This is a genomic window from Bacillus sp. FSL M8-0166 (assembly GCF_038008825.1).
Lineage (GTDB): Bacteria > Bacillota > Bacilli > Bacillales > Bacillaceae > Bacillus > Bacillus safensis.
In genome coordinates this window covers 2,602,493-2,629,146 of record NZ_JBBOZZ010000001.1, presented here as the reverse complement: position 1 = coordinate 2,629,146, position 26,654 = coordinate 2,602,493, and the positions used below count along the sequence as shown (strand labels likewise).

Genomic DNA, 26,654 nt, shown 5'->3' with positions numbered 1-26,654 from the left:
ATAGGAGGTGTGACTAATGACCAAAGGAATCTTAGGTAGAAAAATTGGTATGACGCAAGTATTCGCAGAAAACGGTGATCTTATCCCTGTAACTGTTGTTGAGGCTGCTGCTAACGTTGTTCTTCAAAAGAAGACTGTTGACACGGATGGCTATGAAGCAATCCAAATCGGTTTTGATGACAAACGTGAAAAGCTTTCTAACAAACCAGAGAAAGGCCACGTTGCTAAAGCGGAAACTGCTCCTAAGCGCTTCGTAAAAGAATTACGCGGTGCGGAGTTAGATGCGTATGAAGTTGGTCAGGAAGTCAAAGTTGATATTTTCGCAAATGGAGATATCGTAGATGTAACAGGAACATCAAAAGGTAAAGGATTCCAAGGGGCTATCAAACGCCACGGACAATCACGCGGACCAATGACTCACGGTTCACGTTACCACCGTCGTCCTGGTTCAATGGGACCTGTTGATCCAAACCGTGTATTCAAAGGTAAACTTCTTCCAGGTCGTATGGGCGGAGAGCAAATCACTGTCCAAAACCTTGAGATCGTTAAAGTTGATGCAGAGCGCAATCTTCTATTGATCAAAGGAAACGTACCAGGAGCTAAAAAATCTCTAGTAACTGTAAAGAGTGCAGTTAAATCTAAATAACTCTCTTAGGAAAGGAGGAAACAAGTCATGCCAAAAGTAGCATTATTTAACCAAAACGGTTCTACTAACGGTGAAATCGAATTAAACGCTTCTGTGTTTGGAATTGAACCAAACGAAAGCGTAGTATTCGATGCTATTCTTATGCAAAGAGCTTCCTTACGTCAAGGAACTCACAAAGTAAAAACTCGTTCTGAAGTACGTGGCGGAGGTCGTAAGCCTTGGAGACAGAAGGGTACAGGTCGTGCTCGTCAAGGTTCTATCCGTTCACCACAATGGCGCGGAGGCGGTATCGTATTCGGTCCAACACCACGCAGCTATTCTTATAAATTACCTAAAAAAGTTCGCCGCTTGGCTATCAAGTCAGTATTGTCTTCTAAAGTAATCGACAACAACATCATCGTTCTTGAAGATCTGACTCTTGATGCAGTGAAAACGAAAGAATTCGCAGGCATCCTTAAAGGATTATCTGTTGAGAAGAAAGCGTTGATCGTCACTGCGGATGCAAACGAAACAGTTGCTTTATCTGCTCGTAACATCCCTGGAGTAACAGTTGTTGAAGCTAACGGTATCAACGTTCTTGACGTTGTCAACCACGACAAACTTCTGATCACTAAAGCAGCGGTTGAAAAAGTAGAGGAGGGACTTGCATAATGAAAGATCCTCGTGATGTTCTAAAGCGCCCTATCATTACTGAACGTTCTGCTGATCTAATGACAGAGAAGAAGTACACGTTCGAAGTTGATGTCAGAGCTAACAAAACAGAAGTGAAAGACGCTGTTGAAACTATCTTTGGAGTGAAAGTTGAGAAAGTCAACGTTCAAAACTACAAAGGGAAATCTAAACGCGTTGGACGCTACACTGGTATGACTAGCCGTCGCAGAAAAGCGATCGTGAAATTAACTGCTGACAGCAAAGAAATCGAAATTTTTGAAGCGTAAATCTTAAAAAGAAGGAGGGAAATTCAAAATGGCGATTAAAAAGTATAAACCAACCAGTAATGGTCGTCGTGGCATGACTACTTCAGATTTTGCTGAAATCACGACTGACAAACCAGAAAAATCGTTGCTTGCACCGCTACACAAAAAAGGCGGACGTAACAACCAAGGTAGATTGACTGTTCGTCATCAAGGTGGCGGTCACAAACGTCAATACCGTATCATCGACTTTAAGCGTGATAAAGACGGTATACCTGGACGCGTTGCTACAATCGAGTATGATCCAAACCGTTCAGCGAACATCGCTCTTGTAAACTATGCAGATGGTGAGAAACGTTACATTCTTGCTCCGAAAGGAATCCAAGTTGGTACTGAAGTTACTTCTGGACCAGAAGCTGACATCAAACCAGGTAATGCTCTTCCACTTATCAACATCCCAGTTGGTACAGTTGTGCATAACATTGAATTAAAACCAGGTAAAGGTGGACAATTAGTTCGTTCTGCTGGTACTTCTGCTCAAGTTCTTGGTAAAGAAGGTAAATACGTTCTTGTACGTTTGAACTCAGGAGAAGTTCGCATGATTCTTTCTGCTTGCCGTGCGACTATCGGTCAAGTTGGAAACGAGCAACACGAATTAATTAACATCGGTAAAGCTGGACGTTCTCGCTGGAAAGGCGTACGCCCAACAGTTCGTGGTTCTGTAATGAACCCTAACGATCACCCACACGGTGGTGGTGAAGGACGCGCTCCAATCGGACGTAAATCACCAATGTCTCCATGGGGTAAACCGACTCTTGGATTCAAGACTCGTAAGAAAACCAACAAGTCTGATAAATTCATTGTACGTCGTCGTAAAAACAAGTAACGGGGTTGTCTACGGTTCATTTAGGACCGTAGTTCAATCACGAAGGGAGGTTCCACAATGGCTCGCAGCTTAAAAAAAGGACCATTTGTTGATGATCATTTGATGGCTAAAGTCGAGAAATTGAATGAAACTGACAAAAAGCAAGTCGTAAAAACTTGGTCTCGTCGTTCTACAATTTTCCCACAATTCATCGGTCACACAATCGCTGTCTATGATGGACGCAAACATGTACCTGTTTTCATTTCTGAAGATATGGTAGGTCACAAATTGGGCGAATTCGCACCAAGCCGTACTTACAAAGGTCATGCTAGTGACGATAAAAAAACAAGACGCTAATGAGAGGAGGCTTTTAAATGCAAGCTAAAGCTGTCGCAAGAACAGTCCGTATTGCTCCTCGTAAAGCACGTCTAGTAATGGACCTGATCCGAGGTAAGCAAGTAGGAGAAGCAGTTTCTATCTTAAACCTTACACCTAAGGCTGCTTCACCAATTATTGAAAAAGTATTAAAATCTGCTATCGCAAACGCTGAGCACAACTACGAGTTGGACGCTAACAGCCTAGTGATTACTCAAGCATTCGTTGACGAAGGTCCAACACTTAAGAGATTCCGTCCACGTGCTATGGGTCGTGCGAGCGCAATTAACAAACGTACTAGCCACATTACAATCGTTGTATCAGAAAAGAAGGAGGGATAATCCGTGGGTCAAAAGGTAAATCCAGTAGGTCTTCGTATTGGCGTCATTCGTGATTGGGAATCTAAATGGTTCGCAGGAAAAGATTACGCTGACTTCTTACATGAAGACTTGAAAATCCGTGAATTCATCAGCAAGCGTTTGTCTGACGCGTCTGTTTCTAAAGTAGAAATCGAACGTGCTGCAAACCGCGTAAATATCACAATCCACACGGCTAAACCAGGTATGGTAATTGGTAAAGGCGGATCTGAAGTTGAAGCACTTCGTAAAGCTCTTAACAGCCTAACTGGCAAACGTGTACACATCAACATTCTTGAAATCAAGAGAGCAGATCTTGATGCTCAGCTAGTTGCTGAAAACATCGCTCGTCAACTTGAAAATCGTATTTCATTCCGTCGTGCACAAAAACAAACAATCCAACGCACAATGCGTGCTGGAGCACAAGGAATCAAAACAATGGTTTCTGGTCGTCTTGGCGGTGCAGATATTGCTCGTTCTGAATATTACAGTGAAGGTACTGTTCCATTGCACACACTTCGTGCTGACATCGACTATGCTACTGCTGAAGCTGACACTACTTATGGTAAGCTTGGCGTAAAAGTATGGATCTATCGTGGAGAAGTCCTTCCAACTAAGAAGAATACTGCGGAAGGAGGAAAATAATATGTTATTGCCAAAACGCGTGAAGTATCGCAGAGAACATCGTGGAAAAATGCGTGGTCGTGCAAAAGGCGGTACTGAAGTACATTTCGGTGAGTACGGTATCCAAGCTCTTGAAGCTTCTTGGATCACGAACCGTCAAATCGAAGCTGCTCGTATTGCTATGACTCGTTACATGAAACGTGGCGGTAAAGTTTGGATTAAAATTTTCCCTTCTAAGCCATACACAGCTAAACCTCTAGAGGTCCGCATGGGTTCCGGTAAAGGTGCTCCAGAAGGATGGGTAGCTGTAGTAAAACCGGGCAAAGTTTTATTTGAAATTTCTGGTGTGTCTGAAGAAGTTGCTCGTGAAGCTCTTCGTCTTGCATCTCACAAATTGCCAATTAAAACGAAGTTCGTAAAACGTGAAGAAATTGGTGGTGAATCAAATGAAAGCTAATGAAATTCGTGACCTTACCACTGCTGAAATTGAACAAAAAGTAAAGTCTCTTAAAGAAGAACTTTTCAATCTTCGTTTCCAATTAGCGACTGGGCAGCTTGAAAATACTGCTCGCATTCGTGAAGTGCGTAAATCAATCGCACGCATGAAAACTGTGATTCGTCAAAGAGAAATCGCTGCTAATAAATAATAATTAGAGGGGAGGCCCCGCAAACATGAGCGAACGTAACCAACGTAAAGTGTATCAAGGTCGTGTTGTTTCTGACAAAATGGATAAAACCATCACTGTTGTAGTTGAAACATACAAAAAGCATTCACTTTATGGAAAACGTGTAAGATACTCTAAAAAGTTAAAAGCACATGATGAAAACAACCAAGCAAAAATCGGAGACATCGTAAAGGTCATGGAAACTCGTCCTTTATCTGCGACTAAACGCTTTCGTCTAGTTGAAGTTGTCGAAGAAGCTGTTATTATCTAATAAAGTTCGGATTTCTTTTTCCGAAAGGAGGTAACATTAATGATTCAACAGGAGACTCGTTTAAAAGTAGCTGACAACTCTGGCGCACGCGAAGTACTAACGATTAAAGTTCTTGGTGGCTCTGGACGTAAGACGGCTAACATCGGTGATGTCATTGTTTGTACGGTTAAACAAGCAACACCTGGAGGCGTTGTCAAAAAAGGTGAAGTTGTGAAAGCAGTTATCGTTCGTACTAAGAGCGGAGCTCGCAGAAACGATGGATCTTACATCAGTTTCGACGAAAATGCTTGTGTCATCATCCGTGACGACAAGAGCCCACGTGGAACTCGTATCTTCGGACCAGTAGCACGTGAACTTCGTGAAAACAACTATATGAAAATTGTTTCTCTAGCACCAGAAGTACTTTAATGAATACAATCCGCGACTCAAGGAGGTGCGATTAAATGCATGTTAAAAAGGGCGATAAAGTAGTGGTTATCTCTGGTAAAGATAAAGGTAAACAAGGAGTCATCCTTGCTGCTTTCCCTAAGAATGACCGTGTTTTAGTAGAAGGTATTAACCTTGTGAAAAAACACTCTAAACCAACCCAAGCTAACCCTCAAGGCGGAATTTCTGAACAAGAAGCGCCGATCCACGTATCAAACGTTATGCCGCTTGATCCTAAAACGGGTGAAGTGACACGTGTTGGGTATAAAGTTGAGGACGGAAAGAAAGTCCGTGTAGCGAAAAAATCTGGGCAAGTTCTAGATAAATAGTAAATAAGGAAGGGAGGTCTTTCTCATGAACCGCCTTAAAGAAAAGTATGTAAAAGAAATTACACCTGCATTAGTTTCTAAGTTTGAATACAAATCAGTAATGCAAGTGCCAAAAATCGAAAAAATCGTGATCAACATGGGTGTTGGTGACGCCGTTCAAAACGCTAAAGCAATCGATACTGCTGTTGAAGAATTAACGTTTATCGCTGGTCAAAAACCTGTCGTTACTCGTGCGAAGAAGTCTATTGCTGGATTCCGTCTACGTGAAGGAATGCCAATCGGTGCGAAAGTAACACTTCGCGGAGAGCGCATGTACGATTTCCTTGATAAACTTATTTCTGTATCTTTACCACGTGTACGTGACTTCCGCGGGATTTCTAAGAAATCTTTCGACGGTCGTGGAAACTACACGCTTGGTATTAAAGAACAGTTAATCTTCCCAGAAATTGATTACGATAAAGTAACAAAGGTCCGCGGTATGGATATCGTTATCGTTACTACTGCCAATACGGACGAAGAAGCACGTGAGTTATTAACTCAAGTAGGTATGCCGTTCCAGAAATAATCAATGAAAGGGAGGCGAAATCGTGGCTAAAAAGTCTATGATTGCGAAACAACAACGCAAACAAAAGTTTAAAGTTCAAGAGTATACGCGCTGCGAACGATGTGGTCGTCCACATTCAGTTATTCGTAAGTTTAAACTTTGCCGTATTTGTTTCCGCGAACTTGCATATAAAGGACAAATTCCTGGCGTTAAAAAAGCCAGCTGGTAATCCCCATAAATGGGAAGGAGGTTATTAAATAATGGTTATGACAGATCCGATTGCAGATTTGCTGACTCGTATTCGCAATGCGAACATGGTACGTCATGAGAAGCTAGAAGTACCGGCTTCAAAAATCAAAAGAGAAATTGCTGAAATCTTAAAGCGTGAAGGTTTTATCCGTGACGTTGAGTACGTCGAAGACAGCAAACAAGGAATTATCCGTTTGTTCCTTAAATACGGCCAAAACAACGAACGTGTTATCACTGGTCTTAAAAGAATCAGTAAACCTGGTTTACGCGTATATGCGAAATCAAATGAAGTACCACGTGTACTTAACGGACTTGGAATCGCAATTATTTCTACATCACAAGGTGTTTTATCGGACAAAGAAGCCCGTGCTAAACAAGCTGGTGGAGAAGTACTTGCTTACGTATGGTAAAAAAAGTTTAAGATGAATGGAGGTGCTTGGTATGTCTCGTATAGGTAAAAAACTAATCGAGATCCCTTCAGGAGTTACTGTGACAAACAACGATAACACAGTGACAGTAAAGGGACCAAAAGGTGAACTAACTCGTGCATTTCACCCTGATATGGAAATTAAAATTGAGGACAACGTCTTAACTGTAAGCCGTCCGTCTGAAAATAAAGAACACCGTGCATTACATGGTACAACACGTAGCTTGATTGCAAACATGGTTGAAGGTGTATCTAAAGGTTTCGAAAGAGGTTTAGAACTTATCGGTGTCGGTTACCGTGCAGCTAAATCTGGAAACAAACTTGTTCTTAACGTTGGATACTCTCATCCAGTTGAAATCGTTCCTGAGGCTGGAGTTGAAATCGAAGTTCCATCTCAAACGAAAGTAGTCATTAAAGGTATCGATAAAGAGCGTGTAGGAGCTCTAGCTTCTAACATCCGCGCTGTCCGTGCTCCAGAGCCTTACAAAGGTAAAGGAATTCGTTACGAAGGTGAATTCGTTCGCCGTAAAGAAGGAAAAACTGGTAAGTAAGATCGCTTAAAGTGAAGAAAGGAGTGACTCGGATGATTACGAAAACTAGCAAAAACGCTACTCGTCTTAAAAGACATGCTCGTGTTCGTGCGAAACTTTCAGGTACTGCTGAAAGACCTCGCCTTAACGTTTTCCGTTCTAACAAGAATATCTACGCTCAAGTAATTGATGATGTTAACGGTGTAACACTTGTAAGTGCTTCTACTCTTGATAAAGAGTTAAAGATCGAGAATAGTTCTGACACTGCAGCTGCTACTAAAGTTGGCGAACTTGTTGCAAAACGTGCTGTTGAAAAAGGAATCTCTAACGTGGTATTTGACCGCGGAGGATACCTATATCATGGACGTGTAAAAGCTCTAGCTGAAGCTGCTCGTGAGGCTGGACTGAAATTTTAATAAAAGAAGGAGGGACACATCCGAATGAGTCGTATTGACCCAAGCAAATTAGAGTTAGAAGAACGCTTAGTTACGGTTAACCGCGTAGCGAAAGTTGTTAAAGGTGGACGTCGTTTCCGTTTTGCAGCTTTAGTTGTTGTCGGTGACAAAAACGGTCATGTAGGTTTCGGTACTGGTAAAGCACAAGAAGTACCAGAAGCGATCCGTAAAGCTGTTGAAGATGCGAAAAAGAATTTAATTGAAGTACCAATGGTTGGAACTACAATTCCACATGAAATCATCGGTCGATTCGGTGCAGGAAACGTTCTATTGAAGCCTGCTTCAGAAGGTACAGGAGTTATCGCTGGAGGCCCAGTGCGTGCGGTACTTGAGCTTGCTGGTCTAGCTGATATCCTTTCTAAATCTCTAGGTTCTAATACACCGATCAACATGATCCGCGCAACACTTCAAGGTTTAAGTGAGCTTAAACGTGCTGAAGATGTAGCGAAGCTTCGTGGAAAATCTGTAGAAGACCTGTTAGGATAAGGAGGGAACAATAATGGCAAATAAATTAGAAATTACCCTCAAACGCAGTGTAATCGGTCGCCCTGAAGATCAGCGTGTCACTGTTCGTACTCTTGGTCTTAAGAAAACAAACCAAACAGTCGTACATGAAGACAATGCAGCGATCCGCGGCATGATTAACAAGGTGTCTCATTTAGTTTCTGTTAAAGAACAATAAAACATTTTTAATCGATAAGGAGGTGCCCAAATGAAACTTCATGAATTGAAGCCTTCAGAAGGTTCACGTAAAGTACGCAACCGTGTTGGTCGTGGTATTGGATCAGGTAACGGTAAAACTTCTGGTAAAGGTCATAAAGGTCAAAACGCTCGTTCTGGCGGCGGTGTACGCCCTGGTTTCGAAGGTGGTCAGATGCCTTTATTCCAACGCCTTCCAAAACGTGGTTTTACAAACATCAACCGTAAAGATTACGCGGTAATCAACTTAGACAGATTAAACAGTTTTGACGAAGGAACGGAAGTAACTCCTGAACTTCTTCTAGAGACTGGTGCAATAAGCAAGTTAAAAGCAGGAGTAAAAATTCTTGGCAACGGTAAATTAGAAAAAAAATTAACTGTAAAAGCCAATAAATTCTCTGCTTCTGCGAAAGAAGCGATTGAAGCTGCTGGCGGTACAGCCGAGGTGATCTAACTTGTTTAAGACAATCTCCAATTTTATGCGCGTGAAAGATATACGGAATAAGATTATATTCACACTTTTAATGTTAGTCGTCTTTCGTATAGGTGCTTTCATCCCTGTGCCTAATGTGAACGCCGATGTTCTCCAGGCACAGGATCAAATGAGTGTTTTCGGAATCCTCAACACGTTTGGGGGCGGGGCACTTTTCCAATTCTCCATTCTTGCAATGGGGATTATGCCGTATATCACTGCTTCGATCATCATTCAGCTCTTGCAGATGGATGTTGTTCCGAAGTTTACTGAGTGGTCAAAGCAAGGAGAGGTTGGCCGCCGAAAATTAGCACAATTCACAAGGTATTTTACAATTGTTCTAGGATTTATCCAGGCGTTAGGAATGTCATATGGATTCAACAATATGGCAGGAGGCATGCTGATTGAAAACCCTGGTGTTTCAACGTATCTCTTAATTGCGGTCGTACTCACTGCGGGAACAGCATTTTTAATGTGGCTGGGTGAGCAGATTACTGCTCACGGTGTTGGTAACGGGATTTCGATTATTATCTTTTCCGGTATTATCGCTGGTATCCCTCAAACATTAAAACAAGTGTACGCTCAACAATTTGTAGGTGGAGATGGACAGCTGTTCATGCAAATCCTTAAAATTGCCCTTATTGTAATTGCCATTCTTGTCATTGTTGTCGGTGTTATTTACATTCAAATGGCAGTGAGAAAGATTGCAATTCAATATTCAAAAGGAACTGGCCGTGCACAAATGTCTGCTAGTCAAGCAACGCACCTTCCATTGAAAGTGAATCCAGCAGGGGTGATTCCAGTCATCTTTGCCGTTTCTTTCATTATTACTCCGCAGACGATTGCATCGTTCTTCGGAACCAATAATGTGACAACTTGGATAACCAACAACTTTGACTATACTAAGCCAATCGGTATGACGATTTATGTAGCACTGATTGTTGCTTTCACATATTTTTATGCCTTTGTCCAAGTCAATCCTGAACAAATGGCTGAAAATCTGCAAAAGCAGGGTGGCTATATCCCGGGAGTTCGTCCAGGGAAAATGACTCAAGATAGAATTACGAGCATTTTGTACCGACTCACGTTTGTGGGCGCCATTTTCTTAGCCGTGATTTCAATACTTCCTATCTTTTTCATTCAATTCGCTGGATTACCTTCCGCTGCACAAATTGGCGGCACAAGTCTTCTCATTGTTGTAGGTGTTGCACTTGAAACAATGAAACAGCTTGAAAGCCAATTAGTGAAACGAAACTACCGTGGATTTATGAAATAAAACAGAGGGCTGGGCAGCTGCCCAACCTCTCTAAGTAAGGAAGGGGAAATCCGAAATGAACTTAGTCTTAATGGGGCTTCCGGGTGCTGGTAAAGGCACTCAGGCAGAACGAATTGTTGATGATTATGGGATCCCTCATATCTCAACAGGAGATATGTTCCGCGCTGCTATGAAAGAGGAGACACAACTTGGGCTCGAAGCAAAATCCTTTATCGATAAAGGAGAGCTTGTTCCTGATGAGGTCACAATCGGTATTGTTAGAGAAAGACTTGGCAAAAATGATTGTGAACAAGGTTTTCTTCTGGACGGATTTCCGCGAACAGTCGCTCAGGCTGAAGCTTTAGAAGAAATTCTAAAGGACCTTGGCCGAACGATTGATTATGTCATTAATATTAAAGTCGATAAAGATGCTTTGATGGAGCGTCTGACTGGCCGAAGAATTTGCAAAAATTGCGGAGCAACATATCATTTAGTATTCAATCCACCTGCGAAAGAAAATGTTTGCGACAAGTGTGGAGGCGAGCTTTATCAACGTGCAGATGATAATGCAGAAACCGTTTCGACTAGACTTGAAGTAAACTTAAAGCAGACTGAACCTTTACTGAACTTCTATTCAGAAAAAGGATATCTTGCAAACATTGATGGTGCGAAGCACATTAACGATGTGTATGCAGATATCAAGGACCTGCTTGGAGGATTAAATAAATGATTATCTGTAAAACTCCTCGCGAGCTTGAGATTATGAGAGAAGCTGGACGTATTGTCGCACTGACTCATGAAGAGCTGAAGAAACATATAAAACCAGGTATTTCGACAAAAGAATTGGATCAAATTGCCGAACGTTTTATTACAAAGCAGGGTGCAATCCCATCTTTTAAAGGGTATAATGGTTTTCGCGGGAGCATTTGCGTTTCGGTGAATGAAGAACTCGTTCACGGTATTCCTGGTAAACGGGTTTTACGTGATGGTGACATCATTAGTATCGATATTGGCGCAAAGTTAAATGGCTATCATGGTGACTCTGCTTGGACTTATCCAGTTGGGGTAATCAGTGATGAAGACCGCAAACTACTGGAAGTCACAGAGGAATCTCTATATAAAGGCTTACAGGAAGCAAAGCCAGGCGAACGTCTGTCGAACATTTCCCATGCCATACAAACGTATGTTGAAAATGAGAATTTTTCAGTTGTTAGAGAATATGTTGGACATGGGGTCGGACAGGATCTTCATGAGGACCCTCAAATTCCTCATTATGGTCCGCCCAACAAAGGCCCGCGGCTAAAACCTGGGATGGTGTTGGCCATCGAACCGATGGTGAACGCAGGCAGCCGATATGTGAAAACATTGGCTGATAACTGGACGGTTGTAACGGTTGATGGGAAAAAGTGTGCTCACTTTGAGCATACGATTGCGATTACAGATACAGGTTTTGATATACTGACTAAGATTTAGGTCTTCACTGAAGCCTTTCAGGCCCAAATCGGGCAGGTTGTCTGTATAGTCCAAAGAAAGAACAAGATCAGTATACAGGTGTCATCGGCATGTTCGTTGGCTGCCATGTACTAATCGCAGACGGAGAAAAGCGTAAATTTCATTCTCCTAAGAAAAAATATCAATCATATAACCTTTTATGATTGCGTATCTCCGGAAGTTCAGAACAGTATATTCAAAACAGGTCGGGTGATAGATGGACAATTGAGAGATTCTCATTTGGACATTTGTCAGAGAGCAAGTTACTGATTTGAAGAAGGGAGAACACTTGAATGGCGAAAGACGATGTAATTGAAGTGGAAGGTACTGTAGCAGAAACTTTGCCAAATGCAATGTTCAAAGTTGAACTAGAGAATGGTCATACAGTTTTGGCTCATGTATCAGGAAAAATCCGTATGCACTTCATTCGCATTTTACCTGGAGACAAAGTTACGGTAGAATTATCTCCATATGACTTAACTCGTGGTAGAATTACGTACCGTTACAAATAAAGCAACTCCGGAAGAAGGAGGTTGGAAACACATGAAAGTGAGACCATCTGTTAAACCTATCTGTGAAAAATGTAAAGTGATTCGCAGAAAAGGAAAAGTAATGGTGATCTGTGAAAACCCAAAACATAAACAAAAACAAGGCTAATAACAAGGAGGTGCCCAAATCATGGCTCGTATTGCTGGTGTAGATATTCCACGTGATAAACGTGTTGTCATTTCTTTAACATATGTTTTTGGAATTGGTCGTACGACTGCGCAACAAGTCCTTAAAGAAGCAGGTGTTTCTGAAGACACTCGCGTTCGCGATCTAACTGAAGACGAACTTGGTAAAATCCGTGATATCATTGACAAACTTAAAGTAGAAGGTGACCTTCGTCGTGAAGTTTCACTTAACATTAAGCGTCTAATTGAAATCGGAAGCTACCGCGGAATCCGTCATCGTAGAGGACTTCCTGTTCGTGGACAAAACACAAAAAACAACGCGCGTACTCGTAAAGGTCCGCGTCGTACTGTAGCTAACAAGAAAAAATAAGTAAAGGAGGTAGTTAAAGAATGGCTGCTGCTCGTAAACAAAATACGCGTAAACGTCGCGTGAAAAAGAATATTGAAGCTGGAATCGCTCATATCCGTTCCACTTTCAACAACACGATTGTAACGATTACTGATGTTCATGGAAACGCAATTTCTTGGTCAAGTGCTGGTGCATTAGGATTCAGAGGTTCTCGTAAATCTACTCCTTTCGCTGCACAAATGGCTGCTGAAACTGCTGCTAAAGGTTCTATCGAACATGGTCTTAAAACACTTGAAGTAACTGTTAAAGGTCCTGGTTCTGGTCGTGAAGCTGCAATTCGTGCGCTTCAAGCTGCAGGTCTTGAAGTTACTGCAATTAGAGACGTAACTCCAGTTCCTCATAACGGATGCCGTCCACCAAAACGTCGCCGCGTGTAATTTGTTTGTATAGATTTTGTGTCCCTGTCAATAATGGGTTATGATACAGTTATTTATGAGACGAATACACGACTCGTTGCCTGAGCACATACGGGACTAAACAATGAGGAATTTCGGATGGAATCTCATATGATTCTATTCGAGGTTTCGACGTTTTGAAGGAGGGTTTTATTAGATGATCGAAATTGAAAAACCAAAAATCGAAACGGTTGAAATCAGCGACGATGCCAAGTATGGCAAGTTTGTCGTAGAGCCACTTGAGCGTGGATATGGTACCACTTTAGGGAACTCCCTTCGTCGTATCCTTTTATCCTCACTTCCTGGTGCAGCTGTAACATCGATCCAGATAGATGGTGTCTTACACGAATTCTCAACGATCGAAGGCGTGGTTGAAGATGTTACAACGATTATCTTAAACATTAAAAAGCTTGCACTCAAAATCTACTCTGAAGAAGAGAAGACGCTTGAAATTGATGTACAAGATGAAGGTACTGTAACAGCTGCTGATATTACACACGACAGCGATATTGAAATCTTAAATCCAGATCTTCACATCGCAACTCTTGGCAAGAATGCGAGCTTCCGTGTTCGTTTAACTGCACAAAGAGGTCGCGGATATAATCCTGCTGATGCAAACAAAAGAGACGATCAGCCAATCGGTGTGATTCCGATCGACTCAATCTATACACCTGTATCTCGCGTGACTTATCAAGTGGAGAACACCCGTGTTGGGCAAATCACAAACTATGATAAACTAACACTAGATGTATGGACTGATGGAAGCACAGGACCGAAAGAAGCGATCGCTCTAGGTTCTAAGATTTTAACTGAACACCTGAATATTTTCGTTGGGTTAACTGACGAAGCTCAGCATGCTGAAATCATGGTTGAGAAAGAAGAAGACCAAAAAGAAAAAGTGCTTGAAATGACAATTGAAGAGCTTGATCTTTCTGTTCGTTCTTACAACTGTTTGAAGCGTGCGGGTATTAACACTGTTCAAGAGCTTGCTAACAAGACAGAAGAGGATATGATGAAAGTTCGTAACCTTGGACGTAAATCTCTTGAAGAAGTGAAAGCGAAACTAGAAGAACTTGGACTGGGTCTTCGTAAAGACGATTGACTAGTTTCATTGTGAACTAGGATTTTCGTGTGTTTTTTATTCATACAGCATCTCTAATTAAGGAGGGGACATCACATGGCATACAGAAAGCTAGGACGCACTAGTGCACAACGTAAAGCAATGCTTCGTGACCTAACGACTGATTTGATCATCAACGAACGCATCGAAACAACTGAAACACGTGCGAAAGAACTTCGCTCTGTAGTTGAAAAAATGATCACTCTTGGCAAACGCGGAGATCTTCATGCTCGCCGTCAAGCTGCAGCTTACATTCGTAATGAAGTAGCTAACGCTGAAACAAACCAAGATGCACTTCAAAAATTATTCGCTGACGTTGCAACTCGCTACGAAGATCGCCAAGGTGGATACACTCGTATCATGAAGCTTGGACCTCGTCGCGGCGATGGCGCACCAATGGCTGTCATTGAATTAGTTTAATCACATATCGTGTATCTAAGAAAGGGCGGGACAGTTCATAACTGGATCTATGCCCTTTTTTAGGTACTACGGCTTTTTTAGGAATAAGCAAAGAAGAGGTTGAGCTGAGAGGAGGTCCGGTAGAGATGGGGAAGACATTAATTGACGTAAAAGACATTGTATTTCGTTATCACAAGGATGCGGACAAGCCCGCTTTAGATCAAGTGTCACTGCATGTGAATCAAAATGAATGGCTCGCCATTGTTGGTCATAACGGTTCAGGTAAATCCACACTTGCCCGTGTGCTGAATGGGCTCATTTTACCGGATGCTGGTACGGTCAAGGTTGGAAAGATTGAGCTCAAAGAAGAAAGTGTGTGGGATATACGCAAAAAGGTCGGAATGGTCTTTCAAAACCCAGATAACCAATTTGTGGGCTCAACGGTTCGTGATGATGTGGCTTTTGGTTTAGAAAATAACGGGGTTGAGCGGGAATTGATGATAGAACGTGTAGATTGGGCTGTCAAACAGGTCAATATGCAGGAGTTTCTTGATCAAGAGCCGCACCATCTATCAGGCGGGCAGAAGCAGAGAGTCGCCATTGCAGGTGTGCTTGCCGCAAGCCCTGACATCATGATATTGGATGAAGCAACATCAATGCTTGATCCGATTGGCCGTGAAGAAGTGTTAGAGACTGTTAGACTTCTGAAGGAACAAGGAACAGTCACAGTCATTTCCATCACACATGATTTAGACGAGGCTGCCAAGGCGGACCGCGTCATTGTGATGAATGGCGGGAAGAAATTTGCCGAGGGAACGCCAGAGGAAGTATTTGAACTAGATGAACAGCTGGTTCAGATTGGACTTGATCTGCCATTCTCCTATCGATTGAGCAAGCAATTGAAGCAGCAAGGTGTGCCGCTTGCAAATGCCCATTTGACACAAGAAGGATTGGTGAAAGAGCTATGGACATTACGATCAAAGAATTAGAGCATCGTTATCAAATGAAAACGCCGTTTGAGCGTCTCGCTTTGTATGATGTCAATGCTTCCATCAAAGAGGGCAGCTATGTCGCTGTCATTGGTCATACGGGCTCTGGCAAGTCGACATTGCTGCAGCACTTAAATGGATTGCTCAAACCAACGAAGGGGAGCATTGCGCTTGGAGAGACAGTTTTACAAGCCAATAAAAAGCAGAAGGATATGAAACCCCTCCGGAAAAAGGTAGGCATTGTGTTTCAGTTTCCTGAGCATCAGCTCTTTGAGGAAACCATCCTCAAGGATATCTGCTTTGGCCCGATGAACTTCGGCGTTCCTCAAGAGAAGGCAGAAGCGAAGGCGAAGGAGATGCTGAAACTGGTTGGTCTTCCTGAGTCCCTATTATCTCGATCTCCCTTTGAACTAAGCGGCGGTCAAATGAGACGTGTGGCGATTGCAGGCGTTTTGGCGATGGAGCCAGAGGTGCTTGTGCTTGATGAGCCGACTGCTGGGCTGGATCCACGCGGGCGGAAGGAAATCATGGACATGTTCTATGACCTTCATCAAAAGGCAAACCTCACCACGATTCTGGTCACACACAGTATGGAAGATGCCGCTCATTATGCGGATCAAATGATTGTGATGCATAAAGGGACAGTGAAGGCGACAGGTACGCCGAGAGAGTTGTTTGCCAATCGTACAGACATGTCTTCGTTTGGTCTCGACCTCCCAGAAACGATTAAATTCCAGCAGACTGTAGAAGAAAAGCTTGGTATTACGTTTCCAAGGCCGCTTCTGACCATGGATGAAATGGCAGAAGCCTTAACAGCTCTTTATCAGGAGGACACGACATCATGATGGATAGTATGATTATCGGCAAATATGTGCCAGGTTCATCCTTTGTCCATCGTCTTGATCCAAGGACAAAGCTGTTATCAATTTTCTTTTTTGTCTTTATTGTCTTTTTTGCTAATAATTACATCACTTACGGGCTTTTAGGTGTCTTTACCATCCTTGTGGTGATGGTTTCTCATGTGCCGCTATACTTTATTCTCAAGGGGATGAAGCCGATCCTATGGATTGTCCTGTTTACCTTTATTCTGCATATTTTCATGACAAAGGATGGCGCCTTGCTATTCCACTTTGGTTTTCTGAATATTTATGAAGAAGGTCTAAAGCAGGGGATCTTCATTTCACTCCGTTTTGTCTATCTCATCATGATGACGACACTTCTTACGTTAACCACAACGCCTATAGAAGTGACAGACGGGATGGAGAAGCTGCTGCACCCATTCCGTAAAATCAAACTGCCTGTTCATGAGCTTGCCCTCATGATGTCCATCTCTCTTCGGTTTATTCCGACGTTATTAGAAGAGACGGACAAAATCATGAAGGCACAAATGGCACGAGGCGTTGATTTTACAAGTGGACCTTTAAAGGATCGCATGAAAGCCGTCGTTCCTTTGCTTGTTCCGCTTTTCGTCAGTGCGTTTAAGCGTGCAGAAGAACTGGCGACCGCGATGGAAGCGAGAGGCTACCGCGGGGGAGAAGGACGGACGAAATACCGTCAGCTTGTCTGGGGCATGAAGGACACGTTCACGCTGCTTCTATTCATCCTGTTAACAGCACTCCTTGTGCTGCTTAGAAATTAGGTGATTCCTAGATGAAGGTCAAATGTACCGTATCCTACGATGGGACACATTTTAAAGGCTATCAGGTGCAGCCAGGGCAGCGAACCGTTCAGACGGAGATAGAGTCTGCCCTTGCAAGAATGCACAAACAGGATGAACTGATTCCGATTGTGGCTTCCGGCCGGACGGACAGCGGTGTCCATGCAAAGGGACAGGTCATCCATTTTGACACCCCGCTCTCGATCCCGAAGGAGAGATGGCCTTTTGCCCTTAACAGCCTGCTGCCGGATGATATCCGTATTTTAAAGGCCGAGGAAGTCGATGATTCGTTTCATGCCAGATTTGGTGTTGTTTCGAAGGAGTACCGTTATAAGGTCTCAACGGAAACGCACCAAAATGTGTTCACGAGACAGTATGCCTGCCACTATCCTTACCGGCTGGATATCGATAAAATGAGAAAAGCCGCTGAGCATCTGATTGGGACACATGACTTTACAAGCTTTTGTGCGGCCAATACAGAGGTTCAGGACAAGGTGAGGGTTATTTATGCCCTCGAGTGGAAAAACGTCTCAGACGGGCTTGAAATGCGTGTGAGAGGGAATGGTTTTTTATACAACATGGTGCGGATTATCGCTGGAACGTTGCTTGAAATCGGTTCTGGTAAATTTCACCCTGAGGAGATAAAAGCCATGCTTGCCGCCCGAAATCGCGAAGCGGCAGGCAAGACTGCGCCTAGTCACGGACTGTATTTATGGGAAGTTTTCTATGACAACTAAACCTGGTGTAACATGTTCTTGACACAGGAAGCAGAAAGTTATAAGATATCATATGGTATGTATTTCAACCCCACAAATAAGCCCCGGAAGACTTATCTGTGTTTTGAAATAGAACGTAGCATTTGATTCAAGGAAAATTCATTGATTTATTTAGGAGGGAAACTCATGCGTACAACACCAATGGCGAACGCAAGCACAATTGAGCGCAAATGGCTAGTTGTTGATGCGGCAGGCAAGACTCTAGGTCGTCTTTCTACTGAAGTAGCATCACTTTTGCGCGGTAAGCACAAACCAACTTATACACCACACGTTGATACAGGTGATCATGTCATCATCATCAATGCTGAGAAAATTGAATTAACAGGTAAGAAATTGACGGACAAAATTTACTACCGTCACACGATGCACCCAGGCGGTTTGAAACAAAGAACTGCTCTTGAGATGCGTACAAACTACCCTGAGAAAATGCTGGAGCTTGCTATCAAAGGTATGCTTCCAAAGGGTCCACTAGGTCGTCAAATGTTCAAAAAATTAAATGTGTACCGTGGTTCTGAGCATCCACATCAAGCACAACAACCTGAAGTTTACGAACTTCGCGGTTAATTATAAGGGAGGTTAACAATTTGGCACAGGTTCAATATTACGGTACAGGTCGTCGTAAAAGTTCTGTAGCGCGCGTTCGCTTAGTTCCAGGTGAAGGCCGTATCGTCGTTAATAATCGTGAAATTACTGAATACATTCCATTCGCTGCTTTAATCGAAGACGTGAAACAGCCTTTGAACATCACAGAAACAGCTAACAGCTACGATGTTCTTGTAAATGTTCACGGTGGTGGATTCTCTGGTCAAGCTGGAGCAATTCGTCACGGTATCTCTCGTGCTCTTCTAGAAGTAGATCCTGAGTACCGTACATCACTTAAACGTGCTGGACTTCTTACTCGTGACCCTCGTATGAAAGAGCGTAAGAAATACGGTCTTAAAGGCGCACGTAGAGCTCCTCAGTTCTCAAAACGTTAATCAATTTTATATTGTATGGACGTTTTACAAAGGTTTGTTACAGACAAACCATATATGAAAAGCATCAGCATCCTGCTGGTGCTTTTTTTATTTGTGTTTTTTTCTGTTTGGAAACATATAAAATAGGATCATAGCAAGGTTTCTACTTAAAAAACGAAGTCTATGGAGGGTGTCATATGAATCTAACAACAGAAAGGTGTTTCATTCGTCCATTTACTGAAGATGATTGGCAGGATTTTTATGCATATACATCTGATCCGGCAGTGATGAAGTATATTCCGGAAGGTGTTTTTTCTAAAGAAGATGCGAAGGAGTTTGTCAAAAATAATCGTCATGAAAATGCTAAGTATGTCGCTGTCCTATTAAAAGAAGATCAAACATGCATTGGGCATATCGCGTTTCATCCATACTTTGGTGAGCACACATATGAGATTGGCTGGGTCTTCAATCCTGCATATCAGAACAAGGGCTATGCATCAGAAGCGGCTTATGCCGTCCTGCATCATGGTTTTCACACACTGAACTTACATCGGATCATTGCCACTTGTCAGCCTGAAAATGTGCCATCGTGGAGAGTGATGGAGAAAATGGGGATGAGGAGAGAGGGGTATTTTAAAAAATGTATACCACAAGGAAATGAGTGGTGGGATGAGTTTTACTATGCCATCTTACAAGAGGAATGGTTCGTGAAGAGGGCATGATAAGTTTTCATGATATGAAGTAATTCGCCATTCCAAATATCCATTCGCTTTCGATGTTGATATAATCAGGTCAAATAAGCAGAAGAAGGGCATGACCATGAGGATCTTTGATGCACATTTTCATATCATTGATTTTCCCATTCAAGAAAACCAAGGGTACACACCGCGGCCTAGTTATGTGGTGAATGACAGCTGTTTAGTTAAAAAAGCAGCTGATCAAATCCTATAGAAGAACGCACTTATTGGTATGTTGGTAAGTGAAGATAGTTTCCGTCCATCCTAGGAGGTGCTTTCATTGAATTTAAATCAATTGACGTTTAGAGAAGCCGTGCAAGAAGATCTCGACAGGATCATCTTCATGCTTTCAGATGATAAGTTAGGTCAAAAGAGAGAGCGTTACACTCGCCCATTATTAGAAAGCTATATTAAAGCCTTTCATTCAATCGATGCTGATCCAAATATTGAACTCATTGTTGCGTGCGATCGTGAAGAAGCAGTTGGTGTTCTTCAGTTAACCATGACGCCTTTTCTTACATATCAAGGAGGATGGAGAGCATCCATCGAAGGAGTTCGTACGGCTTCGACCCATAGAGGAAAAGGAGTCGGTTCGCTGCTCATAAAGTGGGCCATTCAACGCGCCAGCGCCAGCGGCTGTCATATGATTCAGCTGACAACAGATAAACAGAGGCCAGAAGCACGCCATTTTTATGAAAAATTAGGGTTTGAAGCCACGCATGAAGGAATGAAGCTGCATCTGCCCCATGAATAAGGACATCAAGAAGCGGAGGATTCACGAACCTCTGCCTTTTTTGTGCCTTTATTAGAAATATTTGCTATATTTAATATATAAATTCTCTGTTATTTTGGAAAGGAGAAACATGTTACTCAAAATCGGTCTAGTTGTCATAGGTGTGGTCATACTTTACGTGGTGGTTCAAGTCTTGCTGTATAAAAGAGATATGAAGAAAACGAAGGAAGATCTTTTGACATTTGTCACAAAAAACAAAAAGGACGTATCAGTGACAATCATTGAAAATGATGATGTGGTGTTAGAGTGGAATGCTGATCAAAAAACGCCACTTGCAAGTACGGTGAAATTAGTGGTTTTATTTCATTTTGTTAAAGCTGTATCCAGCGGCGGCATCAAGCTGGAGGAAAAAGTGGCATTGCCTGATATAGAGCGGTTTTATATTGATAGAACAGACGGTGGTGCGCACGCGTACTGGCTGGAGGTCAATGATTTTTCTGAGCATGCGACTTTATTAGATGTTGCCAAAGGGATGATGCAAGTCAGCTCGAATGCTTGTACGGATTATTTGATTGACCGGCTGGGCTTAGAAAAGATCAATGATCAGATGAAACAAGCAGGTCTTACAGAACATGATGAACTCATGCCGCTGACGCCAATGATTTTGTGGTCCGCTTATGTATCTGATCGTCGGCGGGATGCATTCAAGAAAATGAGCGGTGTATCCGAAGAACAATACAAATCTCTAATGAATGAGATTTTTAATATCATGAAAAATGACCCAGTGCATAAAAAGGCGTTAGAAGAAAAAATGAAAAAAAAGAACTTATTAGGCTGGCGTATACAATCATTACTGACGCAAAAGATGACAAAGTCTACAACCAATGAATATACATATTTTATGAAACGTATTCATGACGAGCTGTTAACAACAGAAGAAAAGAGTCTTTTTAGCCAAATCGTACTGGGAGAAACATTGAAAAAGGAAACAGATCAATATTTTTGGTATAAAGGCGGAGCAACATTGTTTGTTTTCACAGGTGCTTTATATCGAAGAACAGATACATCCTCTATCTCCATCTCTCTTTTTATCAATGATCCTAAAGCGAACAATTCTCACTGGATTGAGGGAGTATTCAACGAATTTATGCTTACTGCAGCAGTGGACCAAAACTTTCGACAACGATTGATTCAGGCTTTTACTAAATAATCATCAAAAAAAACAGAGGGAGACTCCCCTCTGTTTTATTATTTCTGCATTGGAAACGTTTTGTATACATCTTGGCGTTTCTCTTTTGACTTCACAACTCCATCAACCAGTTCCTTTTGCCAAAGCGTTGTATCATCTTTGTACTTTTTAAAAGGGTGAGGGAGCTCTTTTTCTATCTGTTTTCTTTTAAAAGTGACGGACCGCTCGTCTTTAGAGGTCATCCTAAGTGTTACTTGCTCTACATTATCACAATTTTCCATTCCGGTCGTTCACTGACCGTCATTTCCATTTACTGAACTGCATGTTTTGTTCAAACCAACGAACAATACAAAGAAAAAAGGAGTTCAGTCCATGGCAGAAGTGCTTTCATTTTATCAACTGAAAACAAAACGAGATGTCACGCTTGAAAAGAAGCTTTTGCGTACATTGTCTCTTCAACAAGTAACGGCTGCTTCCGAGAAATTCACAAAGAAGCTGTTTCCATTTGCAGATGATCCAGCGGGTATTATGAGTGATGGTTGCATCGATTTCGCCATTGAAGCTTTTTTAGCTGGCGGAAGATACGGTGAGTCGAGTAAATACGGCGAGTCGTTTGACGATATCAAAAAGCGATCCTCAAAGGAGGAAGCTGAACTGATTGAAGAGCTCGCAGGGTGCTTGCAATCGTGGGGGAGTATGTTCCAAATGGAGCGGAAGATGTCATGTTTATATCCATTTGCGAGAGATTTTTTAAGCATGTGGTGGCAGGAAGGTTTTCGTGAATCAGAAAAAAGACACAAGCTTCGGCTGCACTAAGCATATTTCCAGCCCTTGTCCCATATCTATAAAATAATGGTGTATGGGAGGGACAGGGATGAAAAGAAAGCTGAAGTGGACAGGGTTTTTAATTGGGTTTATTGTCCTCTTATTCTTATTCAGGTTTCAATTTCTAAATGATGATTCGTGGAAATCGTGGAATTTGCCTCTAAGCGGGAAGATCATCTATTTAGATCCGGGGCACGGCGGTCCAGATGGAGGGGCTGTGGGAGGGGAGCTGCTTGAGAAAGAGATTGCACTGGATGTATCCATGAAGATACGGGACTATTTGCAGGAGCAGGGCGCGCTTGTTCTCATGACCCGAGAGGATGATTCTGATTTATCATCAAAGAATACAAGGGGGTATGCTCGAAAGAAAGCGGAGGATTTAAGGAACCGCGTAAAAGTCATCAATGAGTCTGAAGCAGACCTCTATTTAAGCATTCATTTAAATGCGATACCATCAAACAAATGGAGCGGGGCGCAGACGTTTTTTTATGGAAAGTATGAAGAGAATGAAAAGGCAGCGAAGTTCATTCAAGATGAATTACGCAGAAATCTTGAAAACACAGATCGAAAGGCGAAGCGGATCAACGGCATTTATTTAATGCAAAATGTCACAAAGCCAGGGGCCCTAGTGGAAATTGGATTTCTCTCCAACCCGAAAGAGGCTGGACAGCTGGCAACACCTAAATACCAGGATCAAATTGCTGCCTCTATTTATAAAGGGATTTTAAGATATTTAACAGAGCAAAAAGAGCCGCCTGAATAAGGGGCTTTTTCCTTTTGATCGCAGGCAAACAGGACAGACATTGTAAGGATATGTATGATATACTTGGATTGTAAACGAATTCAATAAAGGGTGAGGTTCTGCTATGATCGGACAAGATGATGTGAGAAAACTAGTTGGGAAGATGGACGAACCTTTCCTTCATATACCGCTTGGTGAGCTGGATGCCATCAAGGAAATCAGCCTAAAGCCTGAGAAAGAGCATGTGAGCCTAAAGGTGGCCATTGCCAAAACAGGCACTGCTGAGCAGATGAAGCTGCAGCAAGATATCGTACAAGCCTTGAAAGCAGCAGGCGCTAACACAGTAGGACTTCGTTTTGAGGAACTGCCTCAGGAAACACTTGAAAAGTTTATGCCATCACAAGATGAGGAAGAAACCCTGCTTAACTCTAAAAATCCGCCTGAGTTCTTAGCGATTGCGAGTGGAAAGGGCGGCGTTGGTAAATCGACCGTTTCTGTTAACCTTGCTGTAGCACTGGCTCGTCTAGGGAAAAAAGTCGGGCTGATTGATGCTGATATTTATGGCTTTAGTGTGCCGGATATGATGGGAATCACTGTCAGACCAACAGTTAAAGGGGAAAAAATCATTCCTGTGGAGCGCTTTGGTGTCAAAGTGATTTCAATGGGCTTTTTTGTTGAAGAAAATGCACCGGTTATTTGGAGAGGACCGATGCTTGGAAAAATGTTAAATAACTTCTTCCACGAAGTTGAGTGGGGAGAATTAGATTACTTACTATTAGACCTTCCGCCTGGAACGGGGGATGTAGCGCTTGATATTCATACAATGCTGCCTAGTTGTAAAGAAATCATTGTTACTACACCGCATCCAACGGCTGCCTTCGTTGCAGCAAGAGCAGGCGCAATGGCACTGCAAACAGATCATGAGGTGCTCGGGGTCGTTGAGAATATGAGCTATTATGAAAGCAAAAAAACAGGTGAAAAAGAATACGTCTTTGGAAAAGGCGGCGGGGACAAGCTGGCTGAAGAGCTTCGTGTATCAGTCCTTGGCCAAATTCCTTTAAGACAGCCTGATTGGAATGAGGATGATTTCGCGCCTTCTGTCTATGATGCGAGTCATCCGACAGGAGAAGTGTATCAACACATTGCGAATAAAGTCATTGAACAATTAGCAGTGAAAGCATAATGAAAGCCCGAGTGGATGAATGCCACTCGGGTGATGTTTAACTGTCGCTTCCTTGCGAACCGGAATCACTGCCGCTTTCGGATGCTGCCTTTTTGAGCTCATCTTCGAATTTCTTCTTATAAAGAGGGCTGCTTAATGTTTCCGTAATGACTTTTTCTAAGTGTTTTCTAAACTCTTTGCTTTTTACCAGTTCACCGTATTTCTTTTCCATCTCAGGATCCTTGAGAATATCCATCATCAACTGTTGATAATCAGGATCCTTCATTAACTGTTTTAACATTCTTTCATGCTGTTGCTGCATGGATTTTGCGAAAGTCTCGGCAAATTTAGAATCCTCAAAGACCTTCTTCCAGAACTCTTTGCCTTTATCAGAAGTCAGTGTTTTCTCTATCGTTTTTTTCACAGTTTGTTCATCCATTACCAAAGCTTCATTCATTGCCTCGTCATTTAATAACTGTTGAATGGCCTTTTTACCGTCATCTGTCTTTAATATATCGACGACCATTTTTTTTGTTTCGTCATAGTCCATATTAGATGAGGATTGGGTTTTGGGAGCACAAGCTGTTAGAGATAAAAGAAGAAAACAGCTCATTATACGCAAGATGCCTTTTGACATACTGTGGCTCCTTTCGTTACATGTCTTACTTTTAATATGAATGTTTCACGTAAATTTATACATAACAAAAATAGGGGTTGGATCAATTCAATGAAAAGTCGGGATTTAGTTCGTTTTTTCTTCTCTGTGCTAGCTGTTGGAGCGGTCATTACAAGCGTGGTAGGCTTTGCACTGGAGTGGGGGAAATATCAGAAGCTTTTTATATCGTTTGAAATTCTAGAGATCGCATCTGTGTTGTTTTGGTTCATTGGTGTAGGGATGATCTTTAGTGTAATTAGCCAGATGGGGTTTGTTGTCTTTTTGACGGTGCACCGGTTTGCGTTAGAGATTTTCCGGTCGCATTCTTTATGGAATACCATTCAGCTGTTTCTTGTGATTTTTGTGCTGTTTGATTTAGCTTACTTGCGATTTTTGTTTTTCGGAGAAAATGAATCATTTCTTCCATACTTATGGCTGCCTGTTTTTATCGGTGTGTTTGCATTGATCGTGGCTTACTTTAAACAGCAGCAGTCCTCTAAGAAAACATTTGTTTCTGCAATGTTTCTTATGGTTGTCATCACGTCGTTAGAATGGTTCCCGGCGCTCAGAGTCAATGAAGAGGACTGGCTGTATTTAATGCTATTCCCGCTATTAGGCTGTAATGCGTTTCAGCTGTTAGCTATGCCGCGGTTTTCAAAAGCGAAAGCTACTTAACTTCTGATGACTTTGTTTTCGTATTGGAGATCAGTTCGCCAACCGTCACATTTTTTAAATTCTTTTCTTTTATTTGTTTTAAAATAGCGGGTAAGGCTTGAGCGGTTTGGGTTGCTGAATCTGAGGCGTGAAGGAGAACGATGTCTCCGCTTTTCATTCGGTCATTTACATTCTGAACAATCTGGTCGACACCCGGATTCAGCCAATCCTGTGAATTGATGCTGTAATGAACAACGGTATAACCGTACTGTGTAGCAATTTTTAGTGCTGTTTCGTTAAACTGTCCAGTTGGCGGTCTTAATAGTTGAATGTCATCTAGTCCAAGCTTTTGAAATGTATTTTGTGCACGGACAAGATCTTGCTTGATTTCACTATCTTCAAGCTGGCTATAATTTTTATAAGCATAGCCGAGGCTTCCAATTTGATGGCCGTCCTCCCTAATTTGTTTCACGATATCAGGATGACGCTCAGCCCAAGAAGCAGACAGAAAGAAAGTGGCGTTCTTTATACCGTACTCTCGAAGGACATTTAAAATAGGAACAGCCTTCTCATCCCCCCAGCCAATATTAAAAGTGAGAGAGACATGTTTTGATGAAGTCTCACCTTTATAAATGGCTCGGGGTCCATGTTCAGTTTTAAATACCGACAGCGGCGGTGCCTTTTGTACATAAAAAAAGGTTGCAGCTGCAAGGGCTGCTACAAGAATAATGACAACTTGCTTCAGCCGTTTAATAGGCAACACATATAATCGACTCAATTCAAACACTCCTGCCTTGTCCAAGATTGTTACTTGATTGTATGCAGGACAAGGGTTTAAGATGCTTAATAAAACTATTTCAAAAAAAGTTATGAAAAGGCGTTGACCGATAGAATGTTTTCGTGATATATTATTAATCGTCGCTGACACACAGTGACAAACACAAAACGCTTCGGGAAATAAACTTGAAAAAAGTTATTGACATAAGATG

General features: G+C 42.2%; 44 protein-coding genes and 2 pseudogenes. 44 read left to right on the top strand and 2 right to left on the bottom strand.

Going from position 1 to position 26,654, the window contains the following annotated elements; translation table 11 throughout:
• The first annotated feature begins 16 nt into the window (after window positions 1-16).
• From rplC to NSS92_RS13405, 43 genes and pseudogenes are all read left to right on the top strand, one after another.
• Window positions 17-646: a 50S ribosomal protein L3 gene (gene rplC / locus NSS92_RS13615; RefSeq protein WP_024425597.1), complete on the top strand. Its 630-nt coding sequence runs from the start codon at window positions 17-19 to the stop codon at window positions 644-646.
• 27 nt (window positions 647-673) lie between these two features.
• Window positions 674-1,297, top strand: a complete 624-nt coding sequence (gene rplD / locus NSS92_RS13610) for a 50S ribosomal protein L4 (protein ID WP_007496312.1) — start codon at window positions 674-676, stop codon at window positions 1,295-1,297.
• Window positions 1,297-1,584, top strand: coding sequence for a 50S ribosomal protein L23 (gene rplW, locus NSS92_RS13605; RefSeq protein ID WP_142946781.1), 288 nt, complete (start codon window positions 1,297-1,299; stop codon window positions 1,582-1,584). The genes rplD and rplW overlap by 1 nt, the downstream gene beginning before the upstream one ends.
• 28 nt (window positions 1,585-1,612) lie before the next feature.
• A complete protein-coding gene (gene rplB / locus NSS92_RS13600) occupies window positions 1,613-2,446 on the top strand; it encodes a 50S ribosomal protein L2 (protein WP_024425599.1) in 834 nt (277 codons plus the stop codon).
• A gap of 57 nt (window positions 2,447-2,503) precedes the next feature.
• Window positions 2,504-2,782: a 30S ribosomal protein S19 gene (gene rpsS, locus NSS92_RS13595; RefSeq protein WP_003216920.1), complete on the top strand. Its 279-nt coding sequence runs from the start codon at window positions 2,504-2,506 to the stop codon at window positions 2,780-2,782.
• 17 nt (window positions 2,783-2,799) lie between these two features.
• The gene (gene rplV, locus NSS92_RS13590; protein ID WP_007496316.1) at window positions 2,800-3,141 is read left to right on the top strand and encodes a 50S ribosomal protein L22; all 342 of its coding nucleotides are present in this window, start codon (window positions 2,800-2,802) and stop codon (window positions 3,139-3,141) included.
• Between the two features lie 3 nt (window positions 3,142-3,144).
• Window positions 3,145-3,801 carry a 30S ribosomal protein S3 gene (rpsC, locus tag NSS92_RS13585; protein WP_003217241.1) on the top strand — a complete coding sequence of 219 codons (657 nt, stop codon included), beginning with the start codon at window positions 3,145-3,147 and terminating at the stop codon, window positions 3,799-3,801.
• A 1-nt stretch (window position 3,802) separates the two neighbouring features.
• Window positions 3,803-4,237 (top strand): 50S ribosomal protein L16, encoded by a 435-nt coding sequence (gene rplP, locus NSS92_RS13580; RefSeq protein WP_003156478.1) that lies wholly within the window; start codon window positions 3,803-3,805, stop codon window positions 4,235-4,237.
• Window positions 4,227-4,427, top strand: a complete 201-nt coding sequence (gene rpmC / locus NSS92_RS13575; RefSeq protein ID WP_003217155.1) for a 50S ribosomal protein L29 — start codon at window positions 4,227-4,229, stop codon at window positions 4,425-4,427. The genes rplP and rpmC overlap by 11 nt, the downstream gene beginning before the upstream one ends.
• 25 nt (window positions 4,428-4,452) lie before the next feature.
• Window positions 4,453-4,716 (top strand): 30S ribosomal protein S17, encoded by a 264-nt coding sequence (gene rpsQ, locus NSS92_RS13570; protein WP_012008705.1) that lies wholly within the window; start codon window positions 4,453-4,455, stop codon window positions 4,714-4,716.
• A 39-nt stretch (window positions 4,717-4,755) separates the two neighbouring features.
• On the top strand, window positions 4,756-5,124 hold the full coding sequence (gene rplN / locus NSS92_RS13565; protein ID WP_003216882.1) for a 50S ribosomal protein L14: 369 nt from the start codon (window positions 4,756-4,758) through the stop codon (window positions 5,122-5,124).
• Between the two features lie 35 nt (window positions 5,125-5,159).
• On the top strand, window positions 5,160-5,471 hold the full coding sequence (gene rplX / locus NSS92_RS13560) for a 50S ribosomal protein L24 (RefSeq protein ID WP_003217151.1): 312 nt from the start codon (window positions 5,160-5,162) through the stop codon (window positions 5,469-5,471).
• Between the two features lie 25 nt (window positions 5,472-5,496).
• Window positions 5,497-6,036 carry a 50S ribosomal protein L5 gene (gene rplE / locus NSS92_RS13555; protein WP_003217159.1) on the top strand — a complete coding sequence of 180 codons (540 nt, stop codon included), beginning with the start codon at window positions 5,497-5,499 and terminating at the stop codon, window positions 6,034-6,036.
• 22 nt (window positions 6,037-6,058) lie between these two features.
• Window positions 6,059-6,244 carry a 30S ribosomal protein S14 gene (rpsN, locus tag NSS92_RS13550; RefSeq protein WP_008356542.1) on the top strand — a complete coding sequence of 62 codons (186 nt, stop codon included), beginning with the start codon at window positions 6,059-6,061 and terminating at the stop codon, window positions 6,242-6,244.
• Between the two features lie 31 nt (window positions 6,245-6,275).
• Window positions 6,276-6,674 carry a 30S ribosomal protein S8 gene (gene rpsH / locus NSS92_RS13545; protein WP_007496327.1) on the top strand — a complete coding sequence of 133 codons (399 nt, stop codon included), beginning with the start codon at window positions 6,276-6,278 and terminating at the stop codon, window positions 6,672-6,674.
• A gap of 31 nt (window positions 6,675-6,705) precedes the next feature.
• A complete protein-coding gene (rplF, locus tag NSS92_RS13540) occupies window positions 6,706-7,242 on the top strand; it encodes a 50S ribosomal protein L6 (RefSeq protein WP_142946780.1) in 537 nt (178 codons plus the stop codon).
• A 32-nt stretch (window positions 7,243-7,274) separates the two neighbouring features.
• Window positions 7,275-7,637, top strand: a complete 363-nt coding sequence (gene rplR, locus NSS92_RS13535) for a 50S ribosomal protein L18 (RefSeq protein ID WP_008356544.1) — start codon at window positions 7,275-7,277, stop codon at window positions 7,635-7,637.
• Between the two features lie 24 nt (window positions 7,638-7,661).
• Window positions 7,662-8,162: a 30S ribosomal protein S5 gene (rpsE, locus tag NSS92_RS13530; protein ID WP_007496332.1), complete on the top strand. Its 501-nt coding sequence runs from the start codon at window positions 7,662-7,664 to the stop codon at window positions 8,160-8,162.
• A gap of 13 nt (window positions 8,163-8,175) precedes the next feature.
• Window positions 8,176-8,358, top strand: a complete 183-nt coding sequence (rpmD, locus tag NSS92_RS13525; protein ID WP_003217067.1) for a 50S ribosomal protein L30 — start codon at window positions 8,176-8,178, stop codon at window positions 8,356-8,358.
• Between the two features lie 30 nt (window positions 8,359-8,388).
• A complete protein-coding gene (rplO, locus tag NSS92_RS13520; RefSeq protein WP_003216888.1) occupies window positions 8,389-8,829 on the top strand; it encodes a 50S ribosomal protein L15 in 441 nt (146 codons plus the stop codon).
• Between the two features lies 1 nt (window position 8,830).
• A complete protein-coding gene (secY, locus tag NSS92_RS13515) occupies window positions 8,831-10,123 on the top strand; it encodes a preprotein translocase subunit SecY (RefSeq protein ID WP_267588123.1) in 1,293 nt (430 codons plus the stop codon).
• Between the two features lie 55 nt (window positions 10,124-10,178).
• The gene (locus NSS92_RS13510) at window positions 10,179-10,832 is read left to right on the top strand and encodes an adenylate kinase (RefSeq protein WP_024425604.1); all 654 of its coding nucleotides are present in this window, start codon (window positions 10,179-10,181) and stop codon (window positions 10,830-10,832) included.
• Window positions 10,829-11,575: a type I methionyl aminopeptidase gene (gene map / locus NSS92_RS13505; RefSeq protein ID WP_003217210.1), complete on the top strand. Its 747-nt coding sequence runs from the start codon at window positions 10,829-10,831 to the stop codon at window positions 11,573-11,575. Before NSS92_RS13510 ends, map begins: the two co-directional genes overlap by 4 nt.
• 27 nt (window positions 11,576-11,602) lie before the next feature.
• Window positions 11,603-11,909 (top strand): annotated as a pseudogene (locus NSS92_RS13500) (KOW domain-containing RNA-binding protein).
• Complete coding sequence (gene infA, locus NSS92_RS13495) at window positions 11,887-12,105, top strand: translation initiation factor IF-1 (RefSeq protein ID WP_003217190.1); 219 nt, start codon at window positions 11,887-11,889, stop codon at window positions 12,103-12,105. The pseudogene NSS92_RS13500 and the gene infA overlap by 23 nt, the downstream one beginning before the upstream one ends.
• 31 nt (window positions 12,106-12,136) lie before the next feature.
• The gene (gene rpmJ / locus NSS92_RS13490; RefSeq protein ID WP_003156543.1) at window positions 12,137-12,250 is read left to right on the top strand and encodes a 50S ribosomal protein L36; all 114 of its coding nucleotides are present in this window, start codon (window positions 12,137-12,139) and stop codon (window positions 12,248-12,250) included.
• 21 nt (window positions 12,251-12,271) lie between these two features.
• A complete protein-coding gene (gene rpsM / locus NSS92_RS13485; RefSeq protein ID WP_003217023.1) occupies window positions 12,272-12,637 on the top strand; it encodes a 30S ribosomal protein S13 in 366 nt (121 codons plus the stop codon).
• Window positions 12,638-12,657: 20 nt separating this feature from the next.
• Window positions 12,658-13,053 carry a 30S ribosomal protein S11 gene (rpsK, locus tag NSS92_RS13480; protein WP_003217231.1) on the top strand — a complete coding sequence of 132 codons (396 nt, stop codon included), beginning with the start codon at window positions 12,658-12,660 and terminating at the stop codon, window positions 13,051-13,053.
• Window positions 13,054-13,228: 175 nt separating this feature from the next.
• Window positions 13,229-14,173 carry a DNA-directed RNA polymerase subunit alpha gene (locus NSS92_RS13475; protein WP_003217009.1) on the top strand — a complete coding sequence of 315 codons (945 nt, stop codon included), beginning with the start codon at window positions 13,229-13,231 and terminating at the stop codon, window positions 14,171-14,173.
• A gap of 75 nt (window positions 14,174-14,248) precedes the next feature.
• Window positions 14,249-14,611 carry a 50S ribosomal protein L17 gene (gene rplQ, locus NSS92_RS13470; RefSeq protein ID WP_003216944.1) on the top strand — a complete coding sequence of 121 codons (363 nt, stop codon included), beginning with the start codon at window positions 14,249-14,251 and terminating at the stop codon, window positions 14,609-14,611.
• A 125-nt stretch (window positions 14,612-14,736) separates the two neighbouring features.
• On the top strand, window positions 14,737-15,579 hold the full coding sequence (locus NSS92_RS13465; protein ID WP_267588122.1) for an energy-coupling factor ABC transporter ATP-binding protein: 843 nt from the start codon (window positions 14,737-14,739) through the stop codon (window positions 15,577-15,579).
• On the top strand, window positions 15,555-16,424 hold the full coding sequence (locus NSS92_RS13460) for an energy-coupling factor ABC transporter ATP-binding protein (protein ID WP_039175989.1): 870 nt from the start codon (window positions 15,555-15,557) through the stop codon (window positions 16,422-16,424). The genes NSS92_RS13465 and NSS92_RS13460 overlap by 25 nt, the downstream gene beginning before the upstream one ends.
• The gene (locus NSS92_RS13455; RefSeq protein ID WP_340868603.1) at window positions 16,421-17,218 is read left to right on the top strand and encodes an energy-coupling factor transporter transmembrane component T family protein; all 798 of its coding nucleotides are present in this window, start codon (window positions 16,421-16,423) and stop codon (window positions 17,216-17,218) included. Before NSS92_RS13460 ends, NSS92_RS13455 begins: the two co-directional genes overlap by 4 nt.
• Window positions 17,219-17,229: 11 nt before the next feature.
• Window positions 17,230-17,973, top strand: a complete 744-nt coding sequence (truA, locus tag NSS92_RS13450) for a tRNA pseudouridine(38-40) synthase TruA (RefSeq protein ID WP_267588120.1) — start codon at window positions 17,230-17,232, stop codon at window positions 17,971-17,973.
• 165 nt (window positions 17,974-18,138) lie between these two features.
• Window positions 18,139-18,576 (top strand): 50S ribosomal protein L13, encoded by a 438-nt coding sequence (gene rplM / locus NSS92_RS13445; protein ID WP_003217042.1) that lies wholly within the window; start codon window positions 18,139-18,141, stop codon window positions 18,574-18,576.
• A gap of 20 nt (window positions 18,577-18,596) precedes the next feature.
• The gene (gene rpsI / locus NSS92_RS13440) at window positions 18,597-18,989 is read left to right on the top strand and encodes a 30S ribosomal protein S9 (protein WP_039175996.1); all 393 of its coding nucleotides are present in this window, start codon (window positions 18,597-18,599) and stop codon (window positions 18,987-18,989) included.
• A gap of 176 nt (window positions 18,990-19,165) precedes the next feature.
• The gene (locus NSS92_RS13435) at window positions 19,166-19,690 is read left to right on the top strand and encodes a GNAT family N-acetyltransferase (RefSeq protein WP_267588119.1); all 525 of its coding nucleotides are present in this window, start codon (window positions 19,166-19,168) and stop codon (window positions 19,688-19,690) included.
• Window positions 19,691-19,781: 91 nt separating this feature from the next.
• A pseudogene (locus NSS92_RS13430) lies at window positions 19,782-19,880 on the top strand (amidohydrolase family protein); the annotation flags it as partial.
• A gap of 105 nt (window positions 19,881-19,985) precedes the next feature.
• Window positions 19,986-20,459 carry a GNAT family N-acetyltransferase gene (locus tag NSS92_RS13425; RefSeq protein WP_324290949.1) on the top strand — a complete coding sequence of 158 codons (474 nt, stop codon included), beginning with the start codon at window positions 19,986-19,988 and terminating at the stop codon, window positions 20,457-20,459.
• Between the two features lie 109 nt (window positions 20,460-20,568).
• Window positions 20,569-21,648, top strand: a complete 1,080-nt coding sequence (locus NSS92_RS13420; RefSeq protein ID WP_340868598.1) for a serine hydrolase — start codon at window positions 20,569-20,571, stop codon at window positions 21,646-21,648.
• 351 nt (window positions 21,649-21,999) lie between these two features.
• Window positions 22,000-22,443: a DUF2521 family protein gene (locus NSS92_RS13415; RefSeq protein WP_340868597.1), complete on the top strand. Its 444-nt coding sequence runs from the start codon at window positions 22,000-22,002 to the stop codon at window positions 22,441-22,443.
• A gap of 58 nt (window positions 22,444-22,501) precedes the next feature.
• Window positions 22,502-23,215: an N-acetylmuramoyl-L-alanine amidase CwlD gene (gene cwlD / locus NSS92_RS13410; protein ID WP_034283867.1), complete on the top strand. Its 714-nt coding sequence runs from the start codon at window positions 22,502-22,504 to the stop codon at window positions 23,213-23,215.
• 103 nt (window positions 23,216-23,318) lie between these two features.
• A complete protein-coding gene (locus NSS92_RS13405; RefSeq protein ID WP_024425873.1) occupies window positions 23,319-24,377 on the top strand; it encodes an Mrp/NBP35 family ATP-binding protein in 1,059 nt (352 codons plus the stop codon).
• Window positions 24,378-24,414: 37 nt separating this feature from the next.
• Here the strand turns inward: NSS92_RS13405 and gerD are convergent, their stop codons facing one another.
• Window positions 24,415-24,993 carry a spore germination lipoprotein GerD gene (gene gerD / locus NSS92_RS13400; RefSeq protein WP_041105690.1) on the bottom strand — a complete coding sequence of 193 codons (579 nt, stop codon included), beginning with the start codon at window positions 24,991-24,993 and terminating at the stop codon, window positions 24,415-24,417.
• Window positions 24,994-25,083: 90 nt separating this feature from the next.
• On the opposite strand from gerD, the gene kbaA reads away from it, so the two are divergent.
• Window positions 25,084-25,686 (top strand): KinB-signaling pathway activation protein, encoded by a 603-nt coding sequence (kbaA, locus tag NSS92_RS13395; protein WP_003217204.1) that lies wholly within the window; start codon window positions 25,084-25,086, stop codon window positions 25,684-25,686.
• Here the strand turns inward: kbaA and pdaB are convergent.
• Window positions 25,679-26,443 carry a polysaccharide deacetylase family sporulation protein PdaB gene (gene pdaB, locus NSS92_RS13390; protein ID WP_065215437.1) on the bottom strand — a complete coding sequence of 255 codons (765 nt, stop codon included), beginning with the start codon at window positions 26,441-26,443 and terminating at the stop codon, window positions 25,679-25,681. The genes kbaA and pdaB overlap by 8 nt on opposite strands.
• Window positions 26,444-26,654 lie beyond the last annotated feature (211 nt).